Origin of the sequence: Rhodocista pekingensis (assembly GCF_042665545.1) — a bacterium.
Lineage (GTDB): Bacteria > Pseudomonadota > Alphaproteobacteria > Azospirillales > Azospirillaceae > Rhodocista > Rhodocista pekingensis.
The window spans coordinates 32,706-49,927 of record NZ_JBHTCM010000027.1 but is presented as its reverse complement, the minus strand read 5'-3'; the positions used below and the strand labels follow the sequence as shown (position 1 = coordinate 49,927).

The window sequence follows — 17,222 nt, the reverse complement described above, 5'->3', positions numbered from 1 at the left end:
GACATACAGAATCCATTTCCCCCCGCCGCGCTACAGAACTTTTCCTAATGCGATTCCCGTGGGCGCGCGCCCGGCAGTGCGAGCGGCGAGCGGGCGGCGGGGCAGGGGGTACTGGCGCGCGCCGCCCCGAGGGGCTAAACAGTCCCGCCTGAGGTTTCCGAACGAGCAGCCCCCGCGATGTCCCTGATCACCCCCCGCACGCCCCCCGGCACCATGGAACTGCTGCCGCGCCGCCAGATCGCCTTCCAGCGCATGCTGGACACGATCCGCCGCGGCTATGAGCGCTTCGGCTTCCTGCCGGTGGAGACGCCGGTGTTCGAGGTGGCGGACGTGCTGCTGTCGAAGTCCGGCGGGGAGACGGAGAAGCAGGTCTATTTCGTGCAGTCCACCGGCGCCATCGAGCAGGGCCACCGGCCCGATCTGGCGCTGCGCTTCGACCTGACGGTGCCGCTCGCCCGCTATGTGGCGGAGCATGAGCGCGATCTCGCCTTCCCCTTCCGCCGCTACCAGATGCAGCGCGTCTATCGCGGCGAGCGGGCGCAGAAGGGGCGCTACCGCGAATTCTACCAGTGCGACATCGACGTGATCGGCAAAGACAGCCTGCCCGTTGTCTTCGACGCGGAGATGCCGGCCGTCATCTACACGATCTTCAGCGAGCTGGACGTCGGGCCGTTCCGGATCAACTTCAACAACCGCAAGATCCTGCTGGGCCTGTTCGAGAGCCTGGGCATCAACGAGCCGGAGACGCGGGCGCTGGTGCTGCGGCAGGTGGACAAGCTGGACAAGCTGTCCCGCGACGAGGTGGTCGGGCTGTTGCAGGGCGACGGGATCGGGCTGGACGCCGCCACCGCGGGCCGCGTGCTGGACATGATCGGGTTCGCCGGCCCCGCCGCGGACACGCTGGCGCATCTGGAGCGGCTGGGCGTGGACAACGCCACCTTCCGCACGGGCCTTGCCGAACTGTCGGAGGTCGTGGCGGCACTGAAGGCGTTCGGCGTGCCGGAGACGCACTGGCGCGTGAACCTCGCCATCGCCCGCGGCCTCGACTACTACACCGGCACGGTCTACGAGACCTTCCTGACCGAGCATCCCGGTCTCGGCAGCGTCTGCTCCGGCGGGCGGTACGAGAACCTCGCGGGGCTCTACACGAAATCCAAGCTGCCCGGCGTCGGCATCTCCATCGGGCTGACCCGCCTGTTCTACGCGCTGGAGCAGGCCGGGATCGTCAAGGACGGCCCCAGCACCGTGCAGGCGTTGGTGACCCAGTTCGATCCCGCGCTGCTGACCGACTACCTCGCCATCGGGGCGGACCTGCGGGCGGCCGGGATCAACACCGAGATCCAGCTCGAACCGGCCAAGCCGAAGAAGCAGTTCGCCTACGCCGACAAGGCCGGCATCCGCTTCGCCGTCATCATGGGGCCGGACGAGAAGGCGAAGGGGGAGGTCACCGTGAAGGACATGGTGAGCGGCGAGCAGGCCGCCGTGCCACGGGCCGGTCTGGCGGACTGGCTGCGCACCCGCACGGGCTGAGGCCGGTCCCTTTTCTGTCACGGCTTCTGTCGCGGGGGCGCCCGGAATCGTGGACTTCCTGTCACACTTCCGAGACCTGCGTCGTTCCGTCCGGATGGGCATTGAAAGCGCCCGTCCGGTCGGTCGATACTGCGCCCCGATGCGATGCATCCTTCGAACCGAAAGCGCTTCTTAACCAGGATATCCCATGGTTGCCCGGGCGGACTTCTCTTCGGGGGCGGGGGAACGGCGGGTCATGGCTGGAGCGCGGTGGGTCCGGGGACTTGCCTGGGGTGTTGCGCTCGTGCTGGCCGGGGCAGCGGGTGCCGCGGGCTGGTACGAGATGCGGACCTCCGTCCTGCAATCCGCCGTCCTGTCCCGGATCGGGCGCGACCTGACCTACCGGGTGGAACCCGGCCCCAATCCCGACATCCGGTTTCCCGGCTTCGGCCCCTATGACGTGCGCCTGGGCTACACCCGGCTGCCGGACTTCATCGAGCGGCTGACCGCGGGCTCCTACCGGGTCGAGGCGCAGGCGCGGCCGACGCCGCAGTTCCGCGACTATGTCGAGTTCGGCGGCTTCGCCCCTTACCGGGAGAAGACGAGTGCGGGCCTGCGCATCGCCGACCGCACGGGCGGCCAGCTCCACGGCGTGCGCTTTCCCGAGCGCACCTATGCCGGCTTCGCCGAGGTGCCGCCGCTGGTCGTCCGCACCCTGCTCTACATCGAGAACCGGGAGCTGCTGGATACCGCCAACCCGATGCGCAACCCCGCGGTGGAATGGGACCGCTTCGCCCTGGCGCTGGCCAACATCCCGCTGAAGTTCATCGACCCGGACAATCCGCGGGCCGGCGGCTCCACCCTGGCGACGCAGATCGAGAAGTACCGCCACTCGCCCGAGGGGCGCACCGCCACGGGCGTGGAGAAGCTGCGGCAGATGATGTCGGCGTCCGTCCGCGCCTATCTGGACGGGCCGGAAACCAGCACCGTGCGCCACCGCATCGTCGTGGACTATCTGAACTCCACGCCGCTCTCCGCCCGCCCCGGCATCGGTGAGGTGAACGGGCTGGGCGACGGGCTCTGGGCGTGGTTCGGCACCGACTTCGCCGTCGCCAACCGCATCCTCTCCACCCCGGCCCGGACCGAGACGGAGCTGGCCGTCCAGGCGGTGGTCTACAAGCAGGTGCTCAGCCTGCTGCTGGCCCAGCGCCGGCCCAGCTACTACCTGGCGCAGGACCGCGGCGCGCTGGAGCGGCTGGCGAACGAGCATCTGCGCGTGCTGGACCGCGCCGGGGTGATCGACCCGGCGCTGGCGGACGCCGCGCAGAACTTCCATCTGCGCTTCCATCCGGAGCCGCCGGCCCTGCCGGAACCGTCCTTCGTGGAGCAGAAGGCGACCAACGCCATCCGCAGCCGGCTGCTGTCGTTGCTGGGCGTGCGCAGCCTCTACGAGCTGGACCGGCTGGATCTGGCGGTGGAGACGACGCTGGACCAGCCCTCGCAGGAGCGGGTGACACAGGTGCTGCAACGGCTGCGCGACCCGGCCGCGGCGGCGGAGCTGGGGCTGGTCGGCGACCGCCTGCTGAATCAGGCCGACCCGTCGAAGGTCGTCTACAGCGTGACCCTCTATGAGCGCACGCCGACGGCGAACCTCGTGCGGGTGCAGGTCGATACGCTGGAGCAGCCGCTGGATCTCAACGAGGGCGCCAAGCTCGACCTGGGCTCAACCGCCAAGCTGCGCACGCTGGCGACCTATCTGGAGATCGTCGCCAAGCTGCACGGCCGCTTCCGCGACCTCTCCCCGCACGAGCTGGAGGCCGTGGCGGCCGACGCGCCGGACCGGATGACCCAGTGGGTCGCCCGGACGATGGCGCAGCTCCGTGCCCAGGGACAGGCCGCCGGTCTCCAGGCAATGCTCGACCTCGCCATGGAGCGGCAGTATTCGGCCAGCCCGGCCGAACGGTTCTTCACCGGCGGCGGGCTGCACACCTTCGGGAACTTCGACGACAAGGACAACGGCCGCGTCATGACCGTGGCGGAGGCGTTCCGCCACTCCGTCAATCTGGTCTTCATCCGGATGATGCGGGACATCGTGAACCACTTCATCGCGGAGGGACCGGCCCGCAAGGACGACCTGCTGGACGATCCGCGCCATCCGGTGCGGCAGACCTATCTGGCCCGCTTCGCCGACCAGGAGGGGACCGAGTTCCTCAACCGGTTCTGGTCCGACTACAAGGACATGACGCCCGATCAGGCGCTGGACCGTCTGGCCGGCCGCATCGCGGCCCAGCCCGACCGTCTGGCCGCCGCCTTCCGCTCGGTCCGGCCCAATGCCGGTCCGCGCGACCTGGCGGCCTTCCTGGGCAAGCGGCTGCCCGGCGGCGCCCCGCCCCAGGCGCAGGTGGAGGCGCTGTTCCAGAAGTACGATCCGGCGGCCTGGTCGCTGAACGACCGCGGCTACATCGCCAGGGTGCATCCGCTGGAGCTGTGGCTCGTCGCCTATCTCCAGGACACGCCGCAGGCGCCGCGCCGGCAGATGCTGAAGGAAAGCTCCTCCTCCCGGCAGGAGAGCTACGAGTGGTTGTTCAAGACCCGGCACAAGAGCGCCCAGGACAGCCGCATCGGCATCGTGCTGGAGGAGGAGGCCTTCGACCGCATCCATGCGGAATGGCGCCGGCTGGGCTATCCCTTCGAAAGCCTGATCGCCAGCTACGCCACCTCGATCGGCAGTTCCGCCGACCGCCCCGGCGCCCTGGCGGAACTGATGGGCATCATCCTGAACGACGGCGTGCGCCTGCCCACGGCTCGCATCACCGGGCTGCACTTCGCCGCCGGCACACCCTATGAGACGCGGTTCGCGCTGACGGACCGGGAGGAGGCCGAGCAGGTGATGCAGCCCGAGGTGGCCGCCACCCTGCGCCGCCACCTGACGGACATCGTGGAGAACGGCACCGCCCGCCGGGTCCGGGGCGCCTTCACGACCGTCGACGGCGCGCCGCTCCCCATCGGCGGCAAGACCGGCACCGGCGACCACCGCTTCGAACGCTACGGCGCCGGCGGTGTGGTGCTGGAAAGCCGCGTCGTGAACCGGACCGCGACCTTCGTCTTCTACATCGGGGACCGCTTCTTCGGGGTCATCACGGCCCATGTCCACGGGCCCGACGCCGCGAAGTACCGCTTCACCTCCGCCCTGCCGTCGCAGCTCCTGAAGATCCTGGCGCCGGCGTTGCAGCCGCTGGTCAGCCCCGGCGATCCGCAGACGGCCGACCGGGGTCCCACGCTGTAGGCCGGGGCCTCAGGCGGCGGCCGGTGCCGGGGCTCCGGCGGGGGTGGGCAGCGCTTCCGCCAGGAAGGCGTCGATGTCCGCCCAGACGCGGTCGCGGATGCTGTCCACCTCCATCATCAGTTCGTGCTGCGCCCGGGGATAGACCCTGACCCGGCCCTGCGGCAGCCGGGTGGCGAAGGCCTGCTGCCGGGCGGACAGCACGATGCGGTCGCCGCCGGCGGACAGCACCAGCACCGGGACCGTGAGCGCGGCCACGCGGGCGTCGCGCCAGAGCCGCCGCATCGAACGGAAGGCCGCGTCCAGCCAGCCCCAGGTCACGCCGCCCAGGGCCAGTTCCGGGTCGTCGCGGTAGGCGACGTGCCCGACCAGGAAGCGCGCCGGGTCGGAGGTCAGGGGATTGCCGGCGAAGGGCGGGTCCGCCGGCAGCCAGTCGGTCTGGCCGAGGGCGTAGTGCTCGCCCAGCCCGCGGCGCACCATGGCGGCGGCGACCATGCGGGCCAGCGGCTCGGGCAGGGGGGCGGTGCGGATGCCCAGCATGGGCGCACAGGCGACGGCGGCAGCGAAGGGGTGCGGCCGCTCCGCCAGGAAGCGCAGCAGGATATGCCCGCCCATGCTGTGCCCGAAGGCGACGGCCGGGCCCGGCGAGTCCGCCGGCAGCAGCACGGGCAGGGCGGTCGCCAGATCGTCCAGATAGAGGTCGAAGTCGGTGACATGGCCCTTGTGGGCGTTGGCCAGGAAGCGGGAGGAGCCGCCCTGGCCGCGCCAGTCCAGCCCGACGGCGGCGAAGCCGCGCCGGGTCCAGTCCGCCGCCTGCTCGGCATACTTCTCCAGCGTCTCGCAGCGTCCGGGCAGCAGCAGCACGCTGCCGCGCGGCGTCGCCGGGGCCGGCCAGAACCCCAGCCGGAGACGGCCGCCGTCCGCCGTGGGCAGGCGCTGGAAGCGCCAGCGCTCCGTGCCGTCCGTCCTGTCATGGCCGACCCCGCCTTGGCCGTTCCCGCCTTCACCGTCCATGCGCCCGCCCTCCGCCGATGCCGCCCCCCGCAGGCTAAGCTCCTGCCCGCGGGGCTTCAAGGGAGCGGCTGTCTTCGGCATAGGTCCCGCGCCCCGGACTGTCCCCGGCTTTGACCGGGTCCGCCCCCGGGCGTACTGTGTGCGCTGCACGCGGCCTTTGCCGCACCGCCGCAAAGGACATCCGGGTTCCATGGACACGATCACGCGCCGCACCGGCCTAGACCCCGCCGACCTCACGGGCTTCTACCTGGAGGACATGCATGTCGGCCTGAAGGGGGTCTATGCCCGGACCATCACGGAGACGGACATCGTCATGTTCGCCGGCATCTCCGGCGACACCAACCCGATGCACCTGAACGAGGAGTACGCCCGGCTGACGCCCTTCAAGGGCCGCATCGCCCACGGCATGCTGTCGGCCTGCTTCATCACCACGGTGCTGGGCACGCGCATGCCGGGGCCGGGCTGCATCTATCTCTCGCAGAATCTGAAGTTCCGCGCCCCGGTGCGGATCGGCGAGACCGTGACCACCACGGTGACGGTGACGGAGATCATGCCGGAGAAGCGGCGGGTGGCGCTGTCCACCAACTGCACCGTCGCCGGCAAGGTGGTGATCGAAGGCGATGCGCTGGTCATGGTGCCCACGCGCGAGCCGCCGCCGGTTTCCGTCTGATCCTGCGCCCGGGCTGGACCGCGGGGCGCGGGCCGACTATACCCCGAAGTCCGACGTACCGATCCGGACCCCGGGCCGCATGAAGCTGTACCGCCACACCACCGACCTCGCCCCGGAGCTGCGCGGCTGCGCCGTCGCCCTGGGCAACTTCGACGGCGTTCACCGCGGCCACCGGGCCGTGATCGCGGCGACACAGGAGAAGGCGGCGGCGCTCGGCGGGGCCACCGTGGTGCTGACCTTCGAGCCGCACCCGCGCAGCCTGTTCCGCCCCGGCGATCCGCCCTTCCGCCTGACTCCCTTCCGCATCAAGGCGCGGTTGATCGAGGCGCTGGGCGTGGATGCCCTGTTCGTCATCCATTTTGACGAGGCATTCTCCCGCCGCACGGCGGAGGAGTTCGTCGAGCATGTGCTGATCCAGGAGCTGGGCGCCGCCCATGTCGTGGCCGGCTACGACTTCGTCTTCGGCAACAAGCGGGCCGGCGACATGGCGCTGCTGCGCCGGATGGGGGAGGAGCGGGGCTTCGGTGTGACGGAGGTCCGCCCCGTGGCCGACGCGGGCGGGACCGTCTTCTCCTCCACCCGCGTGCGGGAGCTGTTGCAGGCCGGCGAGCCGCAGGCCGCGTCCGGCATCCTGGGCCACCCCTTCGAGCTGGAGGGGCGGGTGGAGCACGGCGACAAGCGCGGTCGCACCATCGGCTTCCCCACCGCCAACGTGGAGCTGGGCGAATATCTCCGCCCCCGCTTCGGGGTCTACGCCGTGCTGGCCGGCATCGACCAGGGCGGCGGCACCGTCTGGCACAAGGGCGTCGCCAACCTGGGCCGCCGCCCGACCGTGGGCGGCCATGTCGAACGGCTGGAGGTCCATCTGTTCGACTTCGACGGCGACCTCTACGGCCGGCACCTGCGGGTGCAGCTCCTGCACTTCCTGCGCCCGGAGCTGAAGTTCGACGGTCTTGACGCGCTGAAGGCCCAGATCGCCGCCGACGCCCTGGCCGCCCGCGGCCTGCTGGCAGCGGAGGGGTGAGGGAGCGTTTCCGGGTGCCTGACCCCGGGTGCCGATGATATCCTGGACGGGTTTCCGGAGGAGGAGACCCGCCATGGACCGCCATGAGTCGATCGGCCCGTTCCACAGGGGGCAGGCCCCCCGCGCCACCGCCCGGCCGGCATCGGGCGACAACGGCTGGACGATGGATCAGGCGCGGGCCTTCCCCGGGGAGTTGATCGGGCGCGCGCTCGTCGATGGACCGCAGCAGATCCTGGGGCCTGAAGGGGAAAGGCTGGAACTGCGCCTGATCGCCCCGGCAAGCGCCGGAACGGAAGCCGTGCGCCCTGGTATCGTGGCGGCGATGGCCGCCTGTCCCGACCCGGAGTTCGTCTTCGGTGAGGACAACCCTTTCCCCGCCGTTCCACCGGAGCCGCTGCATTTCTGAGGGCGGGGCCGGAACGGGCATGATCTTCCTTCTGGACACCAACGTCCTGTCAGAGCTCGTTCGCCCCCGACCGTCGCCCGACGTGCTGGCTTGGCTGGGTGGCCGTGGCGACGATTGCTTCCGGGTCAGTGTCGTGACCCTGGCCGAGCTGCGCTACGGGATCGACCGTCTGGGAGAGTCGGAGCGCAGGCTGTCCCTGGACCGATGGTACAGGCAGGACGTGCTGGCCGCCTTCGCAGGCCGCATCATGGAAATCGACATCCCCGTCCTGGTCGAGGCGCGGCAGATCATCGACCGGTTGAAGCTGGCCGGACTGACGGTCAGCTATGCCGACCTCCTCATCGCCGCCACCGCGCGGCGGCACGGGCTGGTGCTGGCGACGCGCAACGTCCGTGATTTCGAGGCGACCGGGGTGACCCTGGCCAATCCCTGGCAGGGAACCGCCGACGCGCCGCCTTGACCGCCGCGCGACCGCTGCTATCCTCCACCCCATGTCGCCGATCCTGCGCCTGACGGCCGCCCGCACCCCGCGAATTACCGGCCCGGTCCTCTGAGGGGGGCCGGGACAGGGGAGGGTGCGCGCCCGGCCGTGACCGGGCGGTGCGGCCTCCCGCCTTGAGTTTGCCACGCAGGCGATGATAGATGGCCCGCGGCCGAAGTCCGTGCCGGCCCCGTTCGACAGGCGATCATGACCGATACTCCCGAGAAGGCCGCTCCGGCCCGAGACTACAAGACCACCGTCTTCCTGCCGCGCACCGAGTTCCCGATGCGCGCCGGCCTGCCCCAGAAGGAGCCCGGGCTGTTGCAGCGCTGGGACGAGATGGGGCTCTACAGGCGGCTGCGGGAAGAGGCCAGGGAGCGTCCGCTCTATGTCCTGCACGACGGCCCGCCCTACGCGAACGGCAACATCCACATCGGCCATGCGCTGAACAAGATCCTCAAGGACGTGGTCAACCGCTCCCAGCAGATGCTGGGCCGCAACGCGCCCTACGTCCCCGGCTGGGACTGCCATGGTCTGCCCATCGAGTGGAAGATCGAGGAGAAGTACCGCGCCGCCGGCAAGGACAAGGACGAGGTGCCGATCGTCCAGTTCCGCGACGAGTGCCGCAAGTTCGCCGCCGACTGGGTCCGCGTGCAGGCCGGGGAGTTCCGCCGCCTGGGCGTGGAGGGTGACTGGGACAACCCCTACACCACCATGACCAACCGGGCCGAGTCCCGGATCGTGCGCGAGATCCACAGGTTCCTGCTGAACGGCGGCCTCTACAAGGGCGCCAAGCCGGTGCTCTGGTCGGTGGTGGAGAAGACGGCCCTGGCCGAGGCGGAGGTCGAGTACCAGGACCTGACCAGCACCACCATCTGGGTCCGCTTCCCCGTCGTCACCGCCGCCCTGCCGGCACTGGCGGGAGCCGCGGTGGTGATCTGGACCACCACGCCCTGGACCATGCCGGGCAACCGCGCCGTGGCCTACGGGGAGGAGATCGGCTACGGCCTCTATGAGGTGACCGCGGCGGAGGAGGGCAGCCTCGCCCGCGTCGGCGAGCGGCTGGTGCTGGCCCGCGCCTTGGCGGAATCGGTCGCCGCCGGGGCCAAGGCCACCCTGTCGCTGGTGCAGGAACTGGAGGGGACGGCGCTGGCCGGCACCGTCTGCGCCCACCCGCTGCGCGGCCAGGGCTACGATTTCGACGTGCCGCTGCTGCCCGGCGACCATGTCACCGACGATGCCGGCACGGGCTTCGTCCACACCGCCCCCGGCCATGGCGAGGAGGACTTCGATGTCGGCCGCCGCTTCGGGCTGGAGGTGCCGCAGACCGTCGGCCCCGACGGGCGTTTCTACGACCATGTGCCGCTGTTCGCCGGTGCCTGGGTCTACAGGCCCGACGGCAAGCACGGCGACGCCAACCCGCGGGTGCTGGACGCGCTGAAGGGCGCGGGCGCCCTGCTGGCCCACGGCCGCCTGAAGCACAGCTATCCGCACAGCTGGCGCTCCAAGGCGCCGCTGATCTTCCGGACGACGCCGCAGTGGTTCATCTCCATGGAGACGAACGGGCTGCGGCAGACGGCGCTGGCCGCCATCGACCAGACCACCTGGGTGCCGCCGCAGGGCCGCAACCGCATCCACAGCATGGTCGGAAGCCGGCCCGACTGGTGCATCAGCCGCCAGCGCGCCTGGGGCGTGCCGATCGCTCTCTTCGTGCGCAAGTCCGACGGCCAGCCGCTGAAGGACCCGGCCGTGCTGGAGCGCATCGGCGCCATCTTCGAGGCGGAGGGGTCGGACTCCTGGTATTCCCGCCCGCCGGCGGACTTCCTCGGCGACGGCTACGATCCGGACGAGTTCGAACAGGTCTTCGACATCGTGGATGTCTGGTTCGAGAGCGGATCGACCCACGCCTTCGTGCTGGAGGACCGGCCGGAGCTGAAGCGGCCGGCCGACCTCTACCTGGAAGGCTCGGACCAGCACCGCGGCTGGTTCCATTCCTCGCTGCTGGAATCCTGCGGCACGCGCGGCCGCGCGCCGTATGAGGCGGTGCTGACGCACGGCTTCACGCTGGACCAGAACGGCGAGAAGATGTCGAAGTCCAAGGGCAACACCGTTGCCCCCCAGGACGTCATCAAGGACTTCGGCGCCGACATCCTGCGCCTCTGGGTCGTCAGCACCGACTTCACGGAGGACCAGCGGATCGGGCCGAAGATCCTTCAGGCCCAGGCCGACCTGTACCGCCGCCTGCGCAACACGCTGCGCTACCTGCTGGGGGCGCTCGCCGACTGGACGGAGGCCGAGCGCCTGCCGGCGGCCGAGATGCCGGAGCTGGAGCGCTGGGTGCTGCATCGGCTGGTGGAGATGGACGATGCCGTGCGCCAGTCCATCGCCGGCTACGATCTGCACCGGCTGGCGACGGAGCTGCACAATTTCTGCGCCGTCGATCTCTCCGCCTTCTATTTCGACGTGCGCAAGGACAGCCTCTACTGCGACCGGCCGGATTCGGTGCGGCGCCGGGCGACGCGCACGGTGATGGTCCACCTGTTCGAGTGCCTGACCGCCTGGCTGGCGCCCGTCCTCTGCTTCACGGCGGAGGAGGCGTGGCTGGAGTGGCTGAAGCAGGGCGGTGCGACGGGTCCGGAGAGCGTGCATCTGCGCCTCTTCCCGGAGATCCCGGCCGACTGGCGCGACGACGCCCTGGCCGCGAAGTGGCAGAAGGTGCGGGCCGTCCGCCGCGTCGTCACCGGCGCTCTGGAGGTCAAGCGTGCCGACAAGACGATCGGCTCGTCGCTCCAGGCCGCGCCGACGCTGTATCTCGGCGGCGCCTGGGTCGAAGGGGTGGGCGACACCGACCTGACGGAGGTCTGCATCACCTCCGGCCTCATCGTGCTGGAAGGTCCGGTTCCGGCCGGCGCCTTCACCCTGCCCGACGTGCCCGACGTGGGCGTCGTCTTCGGCCATGCGCCGGGGGATCGCTGCGACCGCTGCTGGAAGGTGCTGCCGGAGGTCGGGTCGGTGGCGGAACACCCCACCCTCTGCACCCGCTGCGCCGACGCGGTGGACCATCTGGATGCCACCACGGCGGGAGCGGCTACATGATCGGGGAGACCGTGGCGCCGGCGGACATCCGCCGGCGCATGCTGGGGCTGGGCTTCGCCCTCGCCGCCGTGGTGATGCTGGCGGACCAGCTCAGCAAGTGGTGGGTGCTCGCCTCCGCCCTGCCGTGCCTCAGCGGTCCGCCGGGTCCCTGGTGCGCGGTGCAGGCGCCGCCCATCGAGGTCACGTCCTTCTTCAACCTCGTCATGGCCTGGAACCGGGGTGTCAGCTTCGGTCTGTTCGCGCACGAGGCGGAGTTCATGCCCTATGTCCTGATCGCCGTGGCGCTGGCGATCAGCACCGTTCTGGTCCTCTGGCTGCGCCGCACCGACCGCGCCTTCCAGGCGGTCAGCATCGGCCTTGTCATCGGCGGGGCCCTGGGCAACGTGATCGACCGGCTGCGCTTCGGCGCCGTGGCGGACTTCCTGGATTTCCATGTGTCGGGATGGCACTGGCCGGCCTTCAACGTGGCCGACAGCGCCATCGTCGTGGGGGTCGCGCTGATCGTTGCGGACGGGCTGTTCCCGCGGCCCGCGACGCGCTAGGGTGTGGCGCGCCCGGACAGCCCCGGGCGAACCCGGAGAGTTAATGCGAAAGGTCATGGATCGGATCATGGTCGAGAGGGTCAAGGGAATTCGGGCGGCCGTGCTGCTGACGGCGGCCGCGGGGCTGCTCTCCGGGTGCGGCCTGGGCAGCTTCCTCGGTCTGGATCGCGCCAGCCCGGACGAGTTCCGGGTCGTCTCGCGCGCTCCGCTGGAGATGCCGCCGGACTACAATTTGCGCCCGCCGCAGCCCGGCAGCCCGCGCCCCCAGGAACTGGAGCGCGACACCCGCACGGCGTCCAGCATGTTCGGTGCCGCCAGCCAGGGCGGCCTGTTCGATCCGCGCACCAGCGCGCAGCAGACCCAGGGCGAGGCGGCGCTGCTGAGCCAGGCCGGCGCCGATCAGGCCGATCCGGAGATCCGTGCGATCGTGGACCGGGAAAATCCGGGCGTCGTCGTCGGCGACCGCTCGCTGCTGGACCGGCTGATGTTCTGGAAGGACGACCAGCCGCCGGCGCAGACCGTCCACCAGGGCGCCCCGCCGACCATCACCCGGACCGGCAGCACCCAGGCCAATGCCCCGGCCGAGCCCACGGCGCAGCCCGCCCCCGGCACGGAAGCGCCGCAGGGCCTGCCGCTCACCCTGCCGGGCACGGGCCGGTAACGCCTTTCCCGTCCGGGTCCGCGCCGCCCGTCCGCGGGCGGCCGCCGGCCGGGCGTACCGGGCAGGCATCCGGAACGATGCCCCGCCCCGGCGGTCCGTCCTGACGGTCGGCACCCGCGATCCGCGGAGGCCGGCCACCGGCGCCGCCGCCTGCCGCCGATCGCCGGGGCCCCGTGACCGTTCCGGAAGCCGGTGGCAGCATCGCCAACCCGCACCGCTCCGGAGGTCCGCTTGACCCGGTTCCCCGCTTCCCGTCCGATGCCCCGCCTGCGGGCGGCAGCGGCCGGCGCCGCGTTGCTGGCGCTGGTCGCCCTCTCCCCGCCGGCCGTCGCCAAGGTCTTCGATCCCGAGACCTTCACCCTGTCCAACGGTATGCAGGTGGTGGTGGTGACCAACCGCCGGGCGCCGGTGGTCAGCCACATGCTCTGGTACAAGGTCGGCGCCGCCGACGAGCCGCCGGGCAGGTCGGGCATCGCGCACTACCTTGAACATCTGATGTTCAAGGGCACGGACGAGATCCCGTCAGGCGAGTTCTCCAAGATCATCGCCCGCAACGGCGGGCGCGACAACGCCTTCACCTCCTACGACTACACGGCCTATTTCCAGAACATCGCCCGCGACCGGCTGGACTTGGTGATGAAGATGGAGGCGGACCGCATGGCCGACCTCAGCTTCACCGAGGAGGTCGCCAGGCCGGAACTGGCCGTGGTGATGGAGGAACGCCGTCAGCGCACGGAGAACGATCCCGCCTCCCGCCTGTGGGAACAGCAGCAGAGCATGCTGTTCGTCCACCATCCCTATGGCGTGCCGATCATCGGCTGGATGCATGAGATCGCCAAGCTGGGCCGGGACGACGCCTTCGCCTTCTACCGGACCTGGTACGCGCCGAACAACGCGGTGCTGGTGGTCTCGGGCGATATCACCGCGGCGGAGCTGAAGCCGTTGGCGGAGAAGTACTACGGCGCCGTCGCGGCCCGTCCGGTGCCGCCGCGCCAGCGCACGGAGGAGCCGCCGACGGAGGGCGAGCGCCGCATCACCCTGCATGACGGACAGGTCCGGCAGCCGAGCTGGTCGCGCGTCTGGAAGGCGCCGTCCTACACGACCGGCGCCAAGGAGCACGCCTACGCCTTGCAGGTGCTCGAAACCGTCCTGGGCGGCGGTGCCACCAGCCGGCTGTACCGCACCCTGGTGGTGGAGCAGAAGGTGGCGGCCGGTGTCTCCATGTCCTATTCGCCGACCAGCCTCGATCTCGGCACGCTCGGCATTTCGGCCACGCCGATGCCGGGCAGCGAGGTCGCAACCCTGGAGACGGCGGTCGAGGCCGTGCTGGCATCCGTCCTGAAGGACGGCGTGACGGCCGAGGAGGTGGCGACGGCGAAGACCCGCATGGTGCGCGAGGCCACCTTCGCCCGCGACAGCCTGCAAGGCCCGGCCTACGCCTTCGGCATGGCGCTGACGACGGGCCAGACCGTGGAGGATGTGGAGGCGTGGCCCGACCGCATCGCGGCGGTGACGCCCGAGCAGGTGAACGCCGCCGCCCGCGCCGTGCTGGGCCGCGACGACCATGTCACCGGGGTGCTGCTGCCGGAGTCCGCCGCATCCGCCGGCGCCACGCCGGCCGCCGCCCCGACTGCCGTTCCCCCGACCGCCGTTCCCCCGACCACCGCCGGGAGCCACACCCGATGAGCGCCTTCGCCCGCGTCCTCCGCAGCGGTTTCGCCCTGCTGCTGCTCGGCCTTATGGCCCTGCCGGCCCAGGCCGCCATCGACATCGAGCGCGTCGTCAGCCCCGGCGGCATCGAGGCCTGGCTGGTCCGGGACGAGAAGAACCCGATCATCTCCCTCCAGTTCGCCTTCGACGGCGGCACGGAGCTGGACCCCGCCGGCCGGTACGGGCTGGCGACCATGGCCGCCTCCCTGCTGGACGAGGGTGCCGGCGACCTGGACAGCCAGGCCTTCCAGAAGCGGCTGGAGGACAACTCCATCTCGCTGGGCTTCAGCGCCGGCCGGGACGGGTTCTTCGGCAGCGTGACGACGCTGACGGAGACCCGCGAAACCGCCTTCGACCTGCTGCGGCTGGCCCTGACCCGGCCCCGCTTCGACGCCGACGCGGTGGAACGGATGCGCAGCCAGCTCACCGCCGGCCTGAAGCGCAGCCTGTCCGATCCCGGCTATATCGGCCAGCTCACCTTCGCCGAGACGGTGTTCGGCGACCATCCCTACGCCAAGCCGGCCAGCGGCACGCTGGAGACGCTGGCCGCCATCACCCGCGACGACCTGAAGGGCTTCGTCGCCGCCAGGCTGGGCCGGGACCGGCTGAAGATCGCCGTCGCCGGCGACATCACCGCGGCCGAACTGGGCAAGGTGCTGGACCGGGTGTTCGGCGGCCTGCCGGCCAAGGCGGCGCCGTTCCAGGTGCCGGACATCGTGCCGAAGGGGGCCGGCGCCGTCATCGCCGCCCCGCGCCCGATCCCGCAGACCCTGATGCTCATGGGGCTGCCCGGCATCAAGCGCGACGATCCCGACTGGTTCGCCGCGACGCTGCTGAACTACGTGCTGGGCGGCGGCGGTTTCTCCTCCCGGCTGATGGAGGAGGTGCGGGAGAAGCGCGGCCTGACCTACGGCGTCTCCTCCGGTCTCCAGGCGCTGGACCATGCCGGGCTGGTGATGGTCAGCGGCTCCACCTCCAACGACAAGGCGGCGCAGGCCATCGACCTGATCCGGCAGATCCTGGCCGATGTCGGCAAGGCCGGCGTCACCGAGGCGGAGCTGAAGGACGCCAAGACCTACCTGACCGGTTCCTTCCCGCTCCAGTTCACCTCCAACCGGGCGATCGCCGGCATCCTCCTGTCGGTGCAGCGGGACGGGCTGGGCATCGACTACCTGAACCGCCGCAATGCCCTGATCGAGGCGGTGACGCTGGAGGATGTGCGGCGGGTCGCCGGCCGCCTGCTCGATCCCGCACGCCTCGCCATCGTGCTGGTCGGCCAGCCCGACGGCATCAGGCCGACGGCGACGGTCAGCGGCGACCGGAGCTGACGGACTTCTGGCACGGGGGTTGCTTCTTCGCTGGGATCAGTTTCCCGGCAAGAGGCAGCCCCCCGCCATGTCCCGCTTGATCCGACCGCGGCCGGAGGCCGCCGCCGACCCGTCGCAGCGCGTGTCCGGGCACCTGTCCGACAGCCGTCCCGATCGTCTGGACGATCTCCGGCTCGGGTCGCTGGTCGCGGCGCTGGCGGGCGACCGCCGGGATGCGGACCAGCGCCTGCACGATGTCGAGGCCGCGATCCGGCACCACTGGACCACCTTGCAGAGCCTCGTGCGCGAGCATGAGACCCTGGTCGCCGCTGGCCGCGCCCGGCCCGCCACCTCCGCCCCGGACAGGCCGCAGGCTCCGGCGTCCGGCAAGCTCCGCCTGCTGGTGCCGCCGCGCCACCATCCCTGATGCGGGCGGCTCAGGCGGTGAACGCCAGCGGCAGTCCGGGGCGCGGCCAGTCCACGGCCACCACGCGGCCGGTCGCGGACAGGGTGACGAAGGCCGTGCGCAGGTCCGGGCCGCCGAAGCAGAGATTGGTGGTGTAGGGATCGCCCGTGGGCAGGAACTCCGCCAGCCTGCCGTCCGGGGCGTAGACGCTGATGCCGCCCTCCCCGGGGGTGGCGACGCAGACATGCCCTTCGGCATCGACGGCCAGACTGTCGAAGAAGCGGAACCCCTCCGCCCCGGCCAGGAAGCGGCCGCCATCGGGGAAGAAGCCGGGGGCCGGGCGGATTCTGCCGGGTGCCTCCAGATCGAAGGCCCAGAGTTGCCGGGTATAAGTTTCCGCCACGTAGAGCGTGCCCCCGTCCGGCGACAGGCCGATGCCGTTCGCGCTGTCCAGCCCCCAGGTAACCTCGCGGACTGCTTTGCCATCGGCATTGCAATAATACACACCCGAGCGGTCGCGCTCCCGCGCCCGGTGCTTGCCCAGGTCGCTGAACCAGAAGCCGCCGGTCCGGTCGAAGACGATGTCGTTGGGCCCGTTCAGCGGCCGCTCCACCCCGTCCGCGCCTGCCGCGTGGGTGAACAGCGTCTCGACAGCACCGGTCAGCAGGTCCACCCGCTGGAGGCTGCCGCCGGCATAGTCGGGCGGCTGCTCGCCCGGGAACAGCAGCCCTTCCATCCGGTGCCAGGAGAAGCCGCCGTTGTTGCAGACATAGGCCCGCCCGTCCGGCCCGATGGCGGCACCGTTGGGACCGCCGCCCAGATCCGCCACCACGGACAGGGCGCCGTCCGGGGCGATGCGGGTCAGGGTGCCGCGGGCGATCTCCACCACCAGCAGGCTGCCGTCTGCCAGGGCCACCGGCCCCTCCGGGAACGCCAGTCCCGACGCGATCTCGCGCATCCGCACCATGATGATCCTCCCTGGTCGTTTCTGCTTATGGGGCCGCAAGTCTGCGCACCCGCCGGCCCCGCTGCACAAGCGCCGGCGCGAAATCCGTCCGCCGGTCGGGCGCGGCCCTTCCGCCCAGGGCCGCCGTCCGGTTTGAGCGGCCCTGT

The 17,222-nt window shown here is 71.0% G+C and carries 14 protein-coding genes; 12 read left to right on the top strand and 2 right to left on the bottom strand.

What is annotated here, in order from left to right; all coding sequences use genetic code 11:
* The first annotated feature begins 177 nt into the window (after positions 1–177).
* Together hisS and ACFQPS_RS18550 are read left to right on the top strand one after the other, a co-directional pair.
* A complete protein-coding gene (hisS, locus tag ACFQPS_RS18555) occupies positions 178–1,530 on the top strand; it encodes a histidine--tRNA ligase (protein WP_377360713.1) in 1,353 nt (450 codons plus the stop codon).
* 235 nt (positions 1,531–1,765) lie between these two features.
* On the top strand, positions 1,766–4,795 hold the full coding sequence (locus ACFQPS_RS18550; protein ID WP_377360712.1) for a transglycosylase domain-containing protein: 3,030 nt from the start codon (positions 1,766–1,768) through the stop codon (positions 4,793–4,795).
* Between the two features lie 9 nt (positions 4,796–4,804).
* On the opposite strand, the gene ACFQPS_RS18545 is transcribed toward ACFQPS_RS18550, so the two are convergent.
* Positions 4,805–5,806 (bottom strand): alpha/beta fold hydrolase, encoded by a 1,002-nt coding sequence (locus tag ACFQPS_RS18545; RefSeq protein ID WP_377360711.1) that lies wholly within the window; start codon positions 5,804–5,806, stop codon positions 4,805–4,807.
* Between the two features lie 190 nt (positions 5,807–5,996).
* Between ACFQPS_RS18545 and ACFQPS_RS18540 the strand changes: the two genes are divergently transcribed.
* From ACFQPS_RS18540 to ACFQPS_RS18495, 10 genes are all read left to right on the top strand, one after another.
* Entirely contained in the window at positions 5,997–6,476 is a 480-nt protein-coding gene (locus tag ACFQPS_RS18540; RefSeq protein ID WP_377360710.1) for a MaoC family dehydratase, read from the top strand.
* A gap of 79 nt (positions 6,477–6,555) precedes the next feature.
* Positions 6,556–7,500: a bifunctional riboflavin kinase/FAD synthetase gene (locus tag ACFQPS_RS18535; protein WP_377360709.1), complete on the top strand. Its 945-nt coding sequence runs from the start codon at positions 6,556–6,558 to the stop codon at positions 7,498–7,500.
* Positions 7,501–7,573: 73 nt separating this feature from the next.
* Positions 7,574–7,906 carry a hypothetical protein gene (locus ACFQPS_RS18530; RefSeq protein WP_377360708.1) on the top strand — a complete coding sequence of 111 codons (333 nt, stop codon included), beginning with the start codon at positions 7,574–7,576 and terminating at the stop codon, positions 7,904–7,906.
* A gap of 19 nt (positions 7,907–7,925) precedes the next feature.
* A complete protein-coding gene (locus ACFQPS_RS18525) occupies positions 7,926–8,366 on the top strand; it encodes a type II toxin-antitoxin system VapC family toxin (RefSeq protein ID WP_377360707.1) in 441 nt (146 codons plus the stop codon).
* A 228-nt stretch (positions 8,367–8,594) separates the two neighbouring features.
* Positions 8,595–11,483: an isoleucine--tRNA ligase gene (gene ileS / locus ACFQPS_RS18520; RefSeq protein ID WP_377360706.1), complete on the top strand. Its 2,889-nt coding sequence runs from the start codon at positions 8,595–8,597 to the stop codon at positions 11,481–11,483.
* Positions 11,480–12,025, top strand: coding sequence for a signal peptidase II (gene lspA / locus ACFQPS_RS18515; RefSeq protein WP_377360705.1), 546 nt, complete (start codon positions 11,480–11,482; stop codon positions 12,023–12,025). The genes ileS and lspA overlap by 4 nt, the downstream gene beginning before the upstream one ends.
* 43 nt (positions 12,026–12,068) lie before the next feature.
* On the top strand, positions 12,069–12,686 hold the full coding sequence (locus ACFQPS_RS18510; protein ID WP_377360704.1) for a DUF3035 domain-containing protein: 618 nt from the start codon (positions 12,069–12,071) through the stop codon (positions 12,684–12,686).
* Positions 12,687–12,917: 231 nt separating this feature from the next.
* On the top strand, positions 12,918–14,372 hold the full coding sequence (locus tag ACFQPS_RS18505) for a M16 family metallopeptidase (protein ID WP_377360703.1): 1,455 nt from the start codon (positions 12,918–12,920) through the stop codon (positions 14,370–14,372).
* Entirely contained in the window at positions 14,369–15,724 is a 1,356-nt protein-coding gene (locus tag ACFQPS_RS18500; protein WP_377360702.1) for a M16 family metallopeptidase, read from the top strand. Before ACFQPS_RS18505 ends, ACFQPS_RS18500 begins: the two co-directional genes overlap by 4 nt.
* Before the next feature lie 67 nt (positions 15,725–15,791).
* Complete coding sequence (locus ACFQPS_RS18495; RefSeq protein WP_377360701.1) at positions 15,792–16,130, top strand: hypothetical protein; 339 nt, start codon at positions 15,792–15,794, stop codon at positions 16,128–16,130.
* A 10-nt stretch (positions 16,131–16,140) separates the two neighbouring features.
* Here the strand turns inward: ACFQPS_RS18495 and ACFQPS_RS18490 are convergent, their stop codons facing one another.
* Positions 16,141–17,076 (bottom strand): SMP-30/gluconolactonase/LRE family protein, encoded by a 936-nt coding sequence (locus ACFQPS_RS18490; protein ID WP_377360700.1) that lies wholly within the window; start codon positions 17,074–17,076, stop codon positions 16,141–16,143.
* Positions 17,077–17,222 lie beyond the last annotated feature (146 nt).

Coding starts and splice junctions, on each gene's coding strand:
- ACFQPS_RS18535 (WP_377360709.1), top strand. CDS start 6,556: ATGAAGCTGTACCGCCACACCACCGACCTCGCCCCGGAGCTGCGCGGC.
- ACFQPS_RS18550 (WP_377360712.1), top strand. CDS start 1,766: ATGGCTGGAGCGCGGTGGGTCCGGGGACTTGCCTGGGGTGTTGCGCTC.
- ACFQPS_RS18500 (WP_377360702.1), top strand. CDS start 14,369: ATGAGCGCCTTCGCCCGCGTCCTCCGCAGCGGTTTCGCCCTGCTGCTG.
- ileS (WP_377360706.1), top strand. CDS start 8,595: ATGACCGATACTCCCGAGAAGGCCGCTCCGGCCCGAGACTACAAGACC.
- ACFQPS_RS18540 (WP_377360710.1), top strand. CDS start 5,997: ATGGACACGATCACGCGCCGCACCGGCCTAGACCCCGCCGACCTCACG.
- lspA (WP_377360705.1), top strand. CDS start 11,480: ATGATCGGGGAGACCGTGGCGCCGGCGGACATCCGCCGGCGCATGCTG.
- ACFQPS_RS18530 (WP_377360708.1), top strand. CDS start 7,574: ATGGACCGCCATGAGTCGATCGGCCCGTTCCACAGGGGGCAGGCCCCC.
- ACFQPS_RS18545 (WP_377360711.1), bottom strand. CDS start 5,806: ATGGACGGTGAAGGCGGGAACGGCCAAGGCGGGGTCGGCCATGACAGG.
- hisS (WP_377360713.1), top strand. CDS start 178: ATGTCCCTGATCACCCCCCGCACGCCCCCCGGCACCATGGAACTGCTG.
- ACFQPS_RS18525 (WP_377360707.1), top strand. CDS start 7,926: ATGATCTTCCTTCTGGACACCAACGTCCTGTCAGAGCTCGTTCGCCCC.
- ACFQPS_RS18495 (WP_377360701.1), top strand. CDS start 15,792: ATGTCCCGCTTGATCCGACCGCGGCCGGAGGCCGCCGCCGACCCGTCG.
- ACFQPS_RS18510 (WP_377360704.1), top strand. CDS start 12,069: ATGCGAAAGGTCATGGATCGGATCATGGTCGAGAGGGTCAAGGGAATT.
- ACFQPS_RS18490 (WP_377360700.1), bottom strand. CDS start 17,076: ATGGTGCGGATGCGCGAGATCGCGTCGGGACTGGCGTTCCCGGAGGGG.